The 12,176-nt window shown below is 48.2% G+C and carries 10 protein-coding genes; 7 read left to right on the forward strand and 3 right to left on the reverse strand.

Annotation, left to right across the window (positions count from 1 at the left end):
• Nucleotides 1-398: 398 nt before the first annotated feature.
• The 5 genes from pgsB to OEM52_10010 all read left to right on the forward strand — a co-directional run bounded on the left by pgsB (nucleotide 399) and on the right by OEM52_10010 (nucleotide 5,331).
• Nucleotides 399-1,577, forward strand: coding sequence for a poly-gamma-glutamate synthase PgsB (pgsB, locus tag OEM52_09990; protein ID MDK9700461.1), 1,179 nt, complete (start codon nucleotides 399-401; stop codon nucleotides 1,575-1,577).
• Nucleotides 1,570-2,025 (forward strand): poly-gamma-glutamate biosynthesis protein PgsC, encoded by a 456-nt coding sequence (gene pgsC, locus OEM52_09995; GenBank protein ID MDK9700462.1) that lies wholly within the window; start codon nucleotides 1,570-1,572, stop codon nucleotides 2,023-2,025. Before pgsB ends, pgsC begins: the two co-directional genes overlap by 8 nt.
• Nucleotides 2,018-3,166: a poly-gamma-glutamate system protein gene (gene pgsW / locus OEM52_10000; GenBank protein MDK9700463.1), complete on the forward strand. Its 1,149-nt coding sequence runs from the start codon at nucleotides 2,018-2,020 to the stop codon at nucleotides 3,164-3,166. The genes pgsC and pgsW overlap by 8 nt, the downstream gene beginning before the upstream one ends.
• A gap of 118 nt (nucleotides 3,167-3,284) precedes the next feature.
• On the forward strand, nucleotides 3,285-4,181 hold the full coding sequence (locus OEM52_10005) for a hypothetical protein (protein MDK9700464.1): 897 nt from the start codon (nucleotides 3,285-3,287) through the stop codon (nucleotides 4,179-4,181).
• 16 nt (nucleotides 4,182-4,197) lie between these two features.
• Nucleotides 4,198-5,331: a hypothetical protein gene (locus OEM52_10010; GenBank protein ID MDK9700465.1), complete on the forward strand. Its 1,134-nt coding sequence runs from the start codon at nucleotides 4,198-4,200 to the stop codon at nucleotides 5,329-5,331.
• A 141-nt stretch (nucleotides 5,332-5,472) separates the two neighbouring features.
• Here OEM52_10010 and OEM52_10015 read toward each other — a convergent pair whose 3' ends face one another.
• Nucleotides 5,473-5,859 carry a hypothetical protein gene (locus OEM52_10015; protein MDK9700466.1) on the reverse strand — a complete coding sequence of 129 codons (387 nt, stop codon included), beginning with the start codon at nucleotides 5,857-5,859 and terminating at the stop codon, nucleotides 5,473-5,475.
• A 100-nt stretch (nucleotides 5,860-5,959) separates the two neighbouring features.
• Between OEM52_10015 and OEM52_10020 the strand changes: the two genes are divergently transcribed.
• Nucleotides 5,960-7,504 carry an acyl-CoA carboxylase subunit beta gene (locus OEM52_10020; GenBank protein ID MDK9700467.1) on the forward strand — a complete coding sequence of 515 codons (1,545 nt, stop codon included), beginning with the start codon at nucleotides 5,960-5,962 and terminating at the stop codon, nucleotides 7,502-7,504.
• A gap of 127 nt (nucleotides 7,505-7,631) precedes the next feature.
• Here the strand turns inward: OEM52_10020 and OEM52_10025 are convergent, their stop codons facing one another.
• Both OEM52_10025 and OEM52_10030 read right to left on the reverse strand, forming a co-directional pair.
• A complete protein-coding gene (locus OEM52_10025; GenBank protein MDK9700468.1) occupies nucleotides 7,632-9,878 on the reverse strand; it encodes a M6 family metalloprotease domain-containing protein in 2,247 nt (748 codons plus the stop codon).
• Nucleotides 9,879-9,912: 34 nt separating this feature from the next.
• Nucleotides 9,913-10,938 (reverse strand): response regulator, encoded by a 1,026-nt coding sequence (locus tag OEM52_10030; protein MDK9700469.1) that lies wholly within the window; start codon nucleotides 10,936-10,938, stop codon nucleotides 9,913-9,915.
• Nucleotides 10,939-11,301: 363 nt separating this feature from the next.
• On the opposite strand from OEM52_10030, the gene OEM52_10035 reads away from it, so the two are divergent.
• Nucleotides 11,302-12,176 (forward strand): S8 family serine peptidase (locus OEM52_10035; protein MDK9700470.1); only part of this gene is annotated, 875 nt, incomplete at its 3' end.

Consider the following 12,176-nt stretch of genomic DNA (forward strand, 5'->3'; position numbering starts at 1 on the left):
CTTCTCTTGAAAAATGCAGTGAGTGCGGCGGTGAAATCCTATCAATCGTAGCTGGTATTTGCAATTACAAAGCGATGTGGTTTATCTTCCTAAGATGATTCTGCTTGGTTTTGATGCCCACAAAATGTGTCGAAGAATCAATGTTGCTCATGATCAATGATGGAAAGGTCTGAAACGAGTGCATTTGGTATGAATTCCCGAAACGCGATTGATTCGTTTCGAGAGAATGAGTGCAAGTGCATTGTAAAACTTTGACGTCAAGCAACGAAACTGAATCAGTACGGTGAGTCGAACTGGGTCCCCTGAAAAGGATTACGATTTCTATGCATCGGAAGGGATCAGAGCAAGATGACGTCTACTACTGTCTATTTAGATTGGGACGCTGTGAGTAGCCTACTGTGTTAGCTGTATTCTTCCTGCTAATCTCCCTTCTTATTTGGTGGGTCATCGAGTTTGCTCGCCACCAACGCCGTATCTATTCGATTCCCATCCGAATTCATGTGAATGGTACTCGCGGTAAATCGTCGGTTACCCGTTTAATCTCGGCTGGTCTTCGCGCCGGTGGTAAAAAAACCTTGGCAAAAACAACCGGAACTTTACCGCGCATCATCGACGAACATGGTCTCGAAATTGCAATCAACCGCCGGGCTAACGCGAATATTCTCGAACAATTGAAAATAATAAAGTTTATTTCACGAAGAAAACCCGACGCATTGGTTATCGAGTGTATGGCGGTACAACCGGAGTATCAGTGGATTTGCGAGCACCGGATCGTCCATGCTACCCACGGTGTCTGTACGAACGCTCGTCCCGATCATTTGAATGAAATGGGACCAACGACTGAAAATGTCGGAAAATCACTATCGAACACCGTCCCGGTTAAATCGCGTTTTTTTACTGCTGAGCATAAACTGGCACATATTTTTCAAGACGTTGCCAAACGACGTGAGACCGAAATCACAATTACCGATTCATCTGGTATAACACCAGAGGATATGAGGGGTTTTTCCTACGTAGAGCATCCAGAAAACGTTGCTTTAGCCTTAGCGGTGACCAACTCACTTGGGATTTCACGGTCGGTTGCGCTTAAGGGAATGCACAATTGTTTTCCGGATTCCGGTGCCCTAAAGATTTTCCGAGTTGAGCATGGCGGTAAGTGGTGCCGGTTTGTCAATGCAATGGCGGCAAACGACCCCGAATCAACCCTCATGATATGGAACAAAGCGGTTGAGCGGTATCAAGGGAAAATGGGTACCAGAATCGTCTTGTTGAATACTCGAGCTGACCGCTTTGACCGCTCATTACAACTTTTAGCGATGACAGCAAAGGGCATTGAACTCGATTATTTTTTCTCGATTGGCGAACGGACCGACCGTTTACTGGTCTTTTTTGCGAAGTACGGCATTCCGGTGGAAAAAGTAGTCACATTGGGGATTACAAAGCCGGAGACAATTTATGAAGCGATATTTGAGAAAGTCGGAACTGACGGCGGTACTGTAATCGGTATTGGAAATGTCGGAGCCGGCGGGCTTGCCGTCGCGAATCTTTTCCGCGACCGGAGGGTTGGCATTGATTGAAGCAACCGTAGGATTGGGCGTAGTACTATCGCTCCTTTTTCAGGAATCACTCGGAGTAGCTGCGGGTGGCATCGTCGTACCGGGATATGTTGCTTTGCAACTGGATCAACCACTCGCATTGATTGCAACATTTGTGGTCAGTTTTATCGTTTGGATGATGCTCCGTTTCCTTTCCCGATTCATGTTTTTATTTGGACGACGCCGGTTGGTGTTATCTATTCTTCTTGGTTTCATTTTCGGATATCTGTCCCGACAATTGGTGTTATCTCATGCTTTCCCAATTGACCCCGGTTTACAGGCGATTGGTTTTGTTGTACCCGGTTTGATTGCGAACTGGATGGAACGGCAAGGAATCGTGAAAACGGTAGCAGCAGTGTTGATTTGTTCGGTTACGACACGGTTGTTAATCATGGTGGCGACGGGTGGGAGGTTTTTCCCTAATGTCTAAGAACTCCGAACCCAAGATGTTCAAACCGTCGTTACGTGACCCGAAAACATTGGTCATTTTAGCTGTTATTGCATTAGCGATCTTCATTGTTGCTGAGAACTCTCGCCGCGAAGTCCGATTACCCGATTATGAAGTAAAACTTGATGCCGCCAAGCGGATGCAGACGTCATTGGAAACAGTCAAGCAGACTCGATTTGGCACCGGTCAGGTTCCCGACGAGATCAATGACCCTAATGCAACAGCAATGATTGGAAGGCAAGAATCGCCGATTACAGTCGAGGACGGCAAACTCGAAGACGCTTTGACAGCACTGAATCCCAATATCGCTGCCGCAATTGTATCCTACTTACTGGAGGCGAATATCAAACCCGGTGACCCGGTTGCAGTCGGATTATCGGGAACATTCCCTGGTTTGAATTTGGCAACGATTTGCGCCTTGGAGGCAGTGAAAGCAAAACCCGTTATAATAACGAGTCTTGGTTCGGCGCAATGGGGCGCTAACGATCCCAGTTTTACTTGGCTCGATATTGAATCGGCTCTTTACAAATCAGGTCGTATTGCCCATCACTCCACTTTAGCATCCTTGGGTGGTGGAGGTGATTATGGTCGTGGCTTGTCGGATAAAGGTCGGCAACTATTGCGCGATGCGATTGCCCGTAATAATGTCGAAAAGTTAGAAGTTGGTTCCCTCGATTCCTCGATATCGCTCCGATTGCAGAAGTACGAGAAGGAGTTGGGCGGAAAACCGAAATTGTTTATTTCGGTCGGTGGCAGCTTTGCCGATATCGGACATCAGGCGAATACTTGGTTGATACCAACAGGATTCTTTCCCAATCTTCCTGAGCGAAACTATCCCAATATTGGTGTACTTCATCACTATGCCGAAACCGGAATCCCATTTATTCATCTCTTTGATGTTCGGATGATTACCCAGACCTTTGAACTACCGAAATCACCGGTACCATTGCCCGATCCGGGGAAGGGTGGCGTCTATGCCACCGAACGCTACGATGTTCGCATTGCCGCGTTGTTGCTCGCGATTTTTATCGTAATATTTGGGATTGTCGTCAATTACGACCGAAAGAAGTATAAGTTGAAGGAAGAGGGAGCCGATCCCGATACGCTTCCGATCAACAAATGATAGAATTGGAATCGAGTTGTTGTCTTGATTCCGTTGGACTTATCCCATCGATTCTGAAGACAGGTTTCGATTGGGTTTCGACCGATTCCGCAGTTTGTTCCTGCGAAGGAGAAGGATTATGAGACGAACCACCGCCGCGTTGCTTTTCATTCTTTGTTTAGCGGGAGGTGCTTTCGCAGCGCGATGGCAGGTGATTGAACCCGAAGCGAAGGCGAAGGGTGGATTACCCGTTACCACCAATGGAAAGCTTCTACGCTACTCGCCTGCGACAGCAACGTCGCCGTTGGTCGTTGAAGTAAATGGTCCAACTGTTATCCGGGCAAAGGTTCGGGTGGCAACGAGAACCGCTTTGCGCTCATTCAAAGTGATGGCATCCCTCGATAATGGCACGCCAGTTGAGTTTCCGCAGGATGCGATGGAGTCGAATTCGATGGAAGGTCCTAACGGTATGAAGTTATCGATGGCACAAGACATCGATTTCAAAATTCCCGATGGTCCCCACACGATAAAATTCTCTCCATCAATTGGCGACACCACGACACTGTTCTTCCGAGTTTACAACCGAATTCTTGATACCGGCGAACCGGCGGAATGGGAAGCGATTGCTCCCCGCGGATTCCGTGATTTAGTCGGCGTCGTCGTCCGGGAACGGGAAGCGACCTACTATCGTCAAACGAACGAACGCCCACTCGAATTTAAACTGAATGGTCCGATGCGGGTACGTGTCCTAACTCGAGCCGAGGTTGCCGGCGGCAAAATGGATCGTTCGATTAAATGGCGACTTGAAGTGAAGTTGGATGGTCAATCAATCGGTGTGTATCCCTGTGATGAAGTTATTAGCAGTATCGCCGGACATTCGATTCAGAGTGAATATGTGTTAACTTCCGCAGCGGTAATCAATTTCGATTTACCGCAAGGCAAGCATAACGTAACGGTTCACTTACTCGACAGCGATATCAACGTGGTAAATCGTATCCTGATTCCGGCGAAAGCGCTTACTAATACCGGAAAGTAAAGTTGCTGGAGTAAATATGAAGACCCGCACCACATTACTGACATTGCTTGCACTACTGCTGGTGGTTCCCTTCGGCGAAGCTTCTGCAACGTCGAAACGAAAGGGTCCGTACGATTTCAACAAACCGACTCGAACGAAGCAGCGTAATCATTTCAAGCTAACGTTCGAATACACTCCGCAATACGATAACAACATCCTCAAGTACTCCGATTATGACGTCGAACGGTTCGACAATAGCACGGAACCAAATCCAACTCCAGTGAGTTCGCTGAGCGATTGGAGGAATCAATTCGCACTGAAAGCGAGCCGCTCCAAGAAGTGGTTCTTGAACAAACAAACCACATTGAGTGCGACACTGCGCTGGAACATTTGGGCGAATAGTTCGGTACTCAATAGCAACGCCTATTGGATGCAATGGGAACAGGAAATTATCGATCCTGTCGATTTCAAAGTTGCATATTCTCTTTGGAAGCGCACTCCCTTGCGCAGTTACACCGACCGCGACACCCGCGAATGGCATTTAGCCCAGTTCGATCAGAACGAGTATACTTTCCGGTTGGAGGTCGATAATCCTTGGCTGCAATCAGTCACCGTGAAACCCTACTACCAGATTCGGAACCAATACTACAACGAGTATTTCACCGAATTTGATATGACAGGACACACTTCCGGTTTCGATTTCGCGTATCGGTTGTTCAAAGGGTCGACAATTACTGCTGGCTACGAGTTTACCTCGATGGACAACACTGGTCGCGACCAGAGTATCGGCAGTTCGGTTGCATTGCCGGTTTCGGAGGATTCCGAGTATGGAAATGCAAGCTATCAGGAAGATGAGTTGCGATTCGATGTAAGTTCGAAATTTGTTTTACCGAAACTTGGCGACATGCGGTGGGGGCTTGATTACACCTATCGTAATCGACAATACATTACCGACAATAGTGTTTCCGACGATCCCTTCCACGCCGGTCGTTCACACAAGTTTCATCGGGTTGGTGTTGAAATCGGCGGCGATCCCATTCACTCGACATCGGTAACGATTCGGGTTGAAAACGAAAGTCGGAGAAGCGATTCCCCAAATCCAAACGTCCCAAAGTACAAAGACTATGATGCGACTCGAATCGCGATCAATCTTGCCTATCGCATCTTCTAATCATTTTCAGCGACAACGTGGCGAATTTGAAGTTTAAGTGAGTAAGGGCGGACTTCGTGTCCGCTCATTTCTTATTAGAGTTTTGATTGACAGAAGCTACACTTACGAACGACAGCAATGTCAAGATCGAAAATGAAAGAACTACACTACCTTCTTTTCCGCTTCTTTGAGCCACGCTTTAATCGTTCGGTGCAGTTCTTTCAATACATCTTTCGCGACGCTCAATCCGCCATCGCTTGCGCAAGGTACGTCCCCCGCCGCCATGCCCTGTAACTCGGCAATCTTCTTTTCAATGCCGCGTGGAAAACCGCCGTGTAAAACATGTTGCTCGTAGAAGTGCTCATACAATACTTCCCGCTTCGGTGGAGTCGCTCGATTGCAGAAAAACACCGATTCCACTGCATGACGGATTGCCACCATACACAAAACGGCAACCGCCTCCACCGGCAATCCGGCGGTTTCGGCTGACTTGGCAAACAATTGACTTCGCTGAAACTCGATTTTCGCTTTCGCGATATACTCGTCCATAATTCCTCCTTGACTATTCCTAAAATAATCGGTAACCCTTTCATTCCCAACGCTACTTCGCTATTTTCCAACGTACTACAAAGTCCGATATGGGGGGAAAGTGCGAACGAAGATCGAAAAACTCCGTACAATCAAAAAAGACGCTAAGCTGGGTGGTGGGGCGAGCCGGATCGAGGCGCAGCACAAGAAGGGTAAGCTAACTGCCCGCGAACGCCTCGACGTACTGCTCGACAAAAACAGTTTTCACGAAACGGACATGCTGGTGCGTGCCCGTCCCGTTGACTTCGGTAACGGCTCCGAGCGTCATCTCGGCGATGGCGTAGTAACCGGATGGGGAACTGTCAATGGAAAAACCATCTTTGTTTTCTCACAGGACTTCACTGTAAGTGGCGGTTCCCTCGCGGAAGCCCACGGCGCAAAAATCTGCAAAATCATGGATATGGCGATGAAAGTTGGCGCACCGGTCATCGGACTCAATGATTCGGGCGGGGCGCGGGTACAGGAAGGGGTCGTATCGCTTGGCGCTTATGCCGACATTTTCCTCCGGAATACCCTCGCCAGTGGCGTGATACCCCAATTATCCGCGATTCTTGGACCGTGTGCCGGCGGTGCGGTTTATTCCCCGGCGATAACCGACTTAACCGTCATGGTTCGCCATACCAGCTACATGTTTGTTACCGGACCGAAGGTCGTTAAGACTGTAACACACGAAGAAGTGACGAGTGAGGAGTTGGGAGGAGCGGATACCCACGCGACCAAATCCGGGGTCGCGCATTTCTCGGCTGAGAGTGAATTGGAGGCTATCGAAACACTAAAAAAATTGCTCTCCTATCTTCCATCGAACAATCGCGAAGACCCGCCGAGAATTGTTTCAACCGATCCGAGCAACCGCGAAGAAGAGCAACTTGACGATATTGTCCCCGACAATCCCACCAAACCGTATGATCTGCGCGATGTAATCAAACTGATCGTCGATGTCGATTCTTTTCTGGAAGTACACGAACATTTCGCACCGAATATCGTCGTTGGCTTTGCTCGGTTAGGCGGTCGTTCGGTCGGAATCATCGCGAATCAACCGGCGGTCTTGGCAGGGGTACTCGACATTGATTCCTCCCGTAAAGGTGCGCGTTTCGTCCGCTTCTGCGACTGTTTCAATATTCCGCTCATCACTTTTGAGGATGTCCCCGGTTTTCTACCCGGTACCGATCAGGAGTGGCGCGGTATCATCACCAATGGCGCGAAATTGCTCTATGCATATTGTGAAGCGACGGTTCCGAAAATTACCGTTATCACACGGAAAGCGTATGGCGGAGCTTATGATGTGATGAATTCTAAACATGTCCGCGGCGATTTGAATTTCGCTTGGCCAACGGCTGAAATCGCGGTGATGGGAGCTAAAGGTGCCGTCGAAATCATCCACAGTGCGGAGATCAAAAACGCGGAGAATCCTACCGCGAAATTAGCAGAGCTGGAAGCAGCCTATAATGAACGGTTCGCTAATCCTTACATTGCTGCCGAACGCGGGTATGTCGACGATGTTATCGAACCGCGCACCACCCGTTACAAACTCATCGAAGGATTGCGTCTCCTCGAATCGAAAGTAGACTCTAACCCAGCCAAAAAGCACGGCAACATTCCCTTGTAGTGGCATTCACTGTAGCGGGGAATTCATTCCCCGCAACCTTTCCCAATCATTAAGTGTTCAGTAAGAACGAAAAAAAACAGCGCCCAGTTTATACTGAGCGCTGTTCTCGAAACATAAACAATGCCACTTACTTCAACAGCACGACTTTCGTTATCGCATTTTCGGCGCCGCTAAGTTTCACGAAGTATGTCCCGGCAGCGAATTGTGAGCCGTCCCACTGTACCAGATGTTCACCATTGGTAGCTAACCCACTATAGAGCGAAGCAACCCGATGCCCCTGCAAATCATACACCGCAACACTCACCATGCCAGTACTTCTTACCCGGTAACGAATTGTCGCACTCGCATTAAACGGATTCGGCGAAACCTTCAACAGCGAATAGGAAACGGGTGGTTGTATCGTTGATTCGCCAACTGATGTAGCTCGAATCGAAAACTCTGCATCGCTCGTATCGCAAAGTTCCACCGCCATCTCTAACGTGCGAATTCGAAGCCGCGCCAATTCGGTACCCGGACCGGTACAGATCCATGCATACGGACTGTTCAAGGAAATGCTGTCGATGACAGTTTCCCACGTGCCACTGGGATAATTTCGGTCAATCTCAATGCGCAAACGTCCACTCAACCCATTCGACTGCCAGGTAATTGCGTGACGATTGCCTACTATAAAAGCTTCGCCACCATTCGGTCGTGTCATTGTAATCGTTCCTAATCCGATCGTAAAATCGGCGTCGGAGATTCCATACACTTCCGGCGTCATAGTTGTTGCTCTCACTCGGATTCGGGCGAAAGAGGTCGTATCGCCATTTACGAGCCAGGAAAACGTACTGTCGGCAGTAAGATTCGCTGCAAGCACTTCCCACGCGCCTTCCGGATAGTGCCGATTTAGTTCGATTGTTTTCGGACCGGTAACTGCGTCAGGCGCCCACTCGATTGTATAACTGCCGCCTATCGACCACATCTCACCGCCGTTTGGAGCTTCCATCACGATGCTCCCACCGTTCACCTGCAGATCGGCAGTCATCGTCAATCCGGAATTGCTGATGCCCATCACCGCTACTTGCGTCGTTGAGTTGGTATAGCTACGGCTATTGGGTATTGTAGAGGTAGTGAAGTTTCGATTAACAGAACTTCCCGGGAAGGGGTCGCCAGTATCACCGCCGTTGTTACCGTGTTCCAAATCCCATCGTCCATCGGCTTGCTCCAAAGCAACCCGGAAATGACCATTGGTGGTATTGCCAGGATACCATTCGTTCCGGTTTGAATTGGTGCTGCGATCAATATGGTAAATCAATAAACCGTTAGATGGAATCCCGATATCGTATCCAACCTGTTGACGGTTTTCTACTAAGAAATACTGGTTGCCGGTTGCACCGCCGTTCCGCCACATCCGGTAGATGGTGCCGTGATTTTCCACCGCCTGAATCTGTTGGTTCATCAATGCCGTCGTGACATTGGTTGCTGTGGCAAACCCCATTGCAATCCGACAATACGCATCGGGATGAGCAGGCGAAGCGCCGCGAGCGCCATTCCAGGAACCGCCTGCCATCAGCGACCACCGCCCAATTCCTTCCGAGCTATAATCGGTATCGTACAGATCAGGCAATCCGAAAAAGGAATGTCCCATCTCATGGGCAAACACACCACAGGTCATATCACCGGGAGACTGCCAAAATTCAGGAACAGTATTATAGGAAGTGACGGTTTTTCCATCGACACTTACTGGATCGGCTGTGCTCCATGCATGTGACCAGATATCGTTGCCACTGCCGGTCAACTCAGCCCCTTCGCCGGAATGCACTATCATTAATCCGTCGACGGTACCGTCGTTATCGATATCGTAATTCGCAAAATTGATACTTGCATTGGCAATGTTGACTACATCTTCTACTAACCGTTGGCAATTCCGTGGATAATCCCCCATCCCATTCTGTCCATTGACATAGTAGTCATAGGTCTGAGGAGCACGGATCCAACCAACTGCACTCGGCCAATTCTGGGTCGAGAAATACAGCGTTTGATATGAGATCTCTTTGTAGAAATGATTCACTTTCCCCTGCGAATTTCCGAACATCAAACTGTCGAAAAAAGTCGCTGAAGTGCGGGTAGGTTGGTCACTAAAATCGACTAATAGAAGCAACGCAGGAAAATTCGTAGTATCGGTTTCATCGGTTGCGCGATTCCGCCAATTCACGACGTGCGGTGCTTCGACGCCTTGCATCCGCAACGTTTGTTCATTGCGGAGAAAGTACGGTTCGTCGATTTCTCCGGATTGCAACCGGGAAAGTAACTCGGGTGCGGGTGGCATTGCCTGTGACGACAATACGAAACCAAATAATCCCAAAAAGAGAAGAGAGAGAGAAAAAAATTTCATCGCTGCGCCTCGTGCATGAGTGAAAAAAACTGTGTCATAGACCCCATTTATTGTCAGTTACACCCGAAAGCCACAAATTGATTAGCTCAGGTTGCCACAATCCATTTTCCGTTTCGCGCTCCAGAGTCTTGATTGCGGTTTTCTTTTCCATCCCTTTTCGGTATGGCCGGTCGGTGATAAGCGCATCCCACGCATCGACAGTTGCGATGAGTTGAGCGCCAATCGGGATATCATCGCCGGATAATCCATCGGGATAGCCGGTTCCGTTCCATCGCTCCTGATGTGAGCGGATCAACGGTAACACCGGTTCCAACATTTTTAACGGAGAACAAATTGCTGCGCCGACTTCCGGGTGTTGCCTCATTACCACCCATTCGTCGCTGTCTAACGGACCATTTTTCTGTAGAATACTATCAGGAACGCCAATTTTCCCGATATCGTGTAAAATACTTGCATGGTCGATGATTAGTAGTTCGTGATTGACAAACCCAATCGATTGGGCAAACGCCCGTGACCAACCATTCACCCGTTCACTATGTCCAAGAGTATATCCATCGCGCAACTCCACCGTCCGGGCAAGCGCATAAATCACTTCCTGAGCATGAACCAACTCGTCGGTGAATCGTTTTAAACTGGTTAGCGATTTCACCCGCGCTAACAAAATTATATGATCGATCGGCTTTGTGAGAAAATCGTCTGCGCCTACCGTAATTCCCGCCACCCAAGCGTCGCGTGAATCAAGTGCAGTAACCATCACACAAGGTATTAACCGGGTTAACGGATTTTCTTTTATCGTGCGAATTAACTCGTATCCGTCTAACCGAGGCATCATAGCATCGGTCATGATTAGATCAAACGAATTACGCGACATGATGTCGAGTGCTTCTAATCCGTTTGCTGCGGTCATTACTTCGTACTGCTCGGCTATTAGTACTTGTCGCAAGATATCGCGGATGCCATCGTCGTCGTCGACAATTAATACACGAGAGTGTTTCGTTGCTCCCGGAAACAGCTCGGGATGACCGCCAAATATTTTCGTTATTTCTGTCGCTTCTGGCATTATCGTTGTTCCCTATACATAAGTAATGTACGAAGAAACAAGAACAATTGTCTACGAGATCAATAAATACTGTGTGATTGTGGAACATTCCCCAAAATCATTTACGCTCAGAATTTAACACTAAACAATTTGTTTTGAAAGTTTGACAGACAATGCATAATGGCAAATCGGTTATGCCAAGTAACAAAACTTATCCGCTTTTCTCTTACTGAGAGGATGTGATGTTTCCAGAGTTTAGCGGAAAAATACTGGATGGTTGGGAATAGCTTGGATGAATTAGGATTTTTTCAATACATTTTGAAGAATGTATTGATGATGTTATAGAACCGATTGGTGTGATAAATCTCCGGAAAGGAGCAAAACATGTTCTCTCTGCGTTGCCAGCTTAGTTTTGTTTTTGCCTTTTTTGGTCTGTTCGGTTGTTTCGACTCTCTCTTCGCAAATCCGTCACTCTATCCAAAAATGAGTAGCGGTCGGATCGAAATCCGGTTTTCTTCTGCTGTTCTCTCGCGGTTAAACATTGCCGCCGATGGCAATATCGGTACGCCTTGTGGATTACCAGCATTGGATCGTCTGCTTTCGGAATCCCCGAAGGCAACCCTTAGTCCGTTGTTTACCCACGATCCGGTTTCCCTACATAATCCAAATTTTACAAAATTCGGGTTAGATCGCTTTTATGTGCTTGAGAGCGAAGAACTATGGAATTCCGATCAACAAAAGCGTAACCAATTCTGTGACCAGTTATCAGCCGTCGATGGTATCGAGTTTGCCATTCCGATTGGTTTTTGTCATGCTCTCCATTTACCCAATGATTTCTGCGTTGGAAATCGCGACTCATGGGGGTTGGATAGCATGCATTGTCCGCAGGCATGGAACATGCAACGCGGCGACGATGAGATACTCGTCGCAACTATCGATACCGGGATTGATTATCTCCATGAAGACTTAGCGGGTAATATCGCAATCAATGCTGCGGAAGACATTGATCAGAATGGGATGTTAAGCGATGCTGACAACGACTTGATCGATAATGACAACAACGGTTTTGTCGACGATGTCATCGGGTGGGATTTTCAAAGCGTACCTCGAAACCGGATTCCCTATCCTCTCATCGATGAAGAGGATTACGGAACGCCTGACAACAACCCGATGGATGTCCACACTCACGGAACTCATGTTGCCGGAATATTGGCTGCACGTACCAATAACGGGGTAGGTATTGCATCGGCAAGCTATAG

The sequence above is a fragment of the bacterium genome (assembly GCA_030247525.1).
Lineage (GTDB): Bacteria > Electryoneota > JAOADG01 > JAOADG01 > JAOADG01 > JAOTSC01.

Bases quoted from the DNA above. Each gene is read 5' to 3' on its own strand.
- pgsW (MDK9700463.1), top strand. From the start codon at position 2,018: ATGTCTAAGAACTCCGAACCCAAGATGTTCAAACCGTCGTTACGTGAC.
- OEM52_10005 (MDK9700464.1), top strand. From the start codon at position 3,285: ATGAGACGAACCACCGCCGCGTTGCTTTTCATTCTTTGTTTAGCGGGA.
- OEM52_10010 (MDK9700465.1), top strand. From the start codon at position 4,198: ATGAAGACCCGCACCACATTACTGACATTGCTTGCACTACTGCTGGTG.
- OEM52_10015 (MDK9700466.1), bottom strand. From the start codon at position 5,859: ATGGACGAGTATATCGCGAAAGCGAAAATCGAGTTTCAGCGAAGTCAA.
- OEM52_10025 (MDK9700468.1), bottom strand. From the start codon at position 9,878: ATGAAATTTTTTTCTCTCTCTCTTCTCTTTTTGGGATTATTTGGTTTC.
- OEM52_10030 (MDK9700469.1), bottom strand. From the start codon at position 10,938: ATGCCAGAAGCGACAGAAATAACGAAAATATTTGGCGGTCATCCCGAG.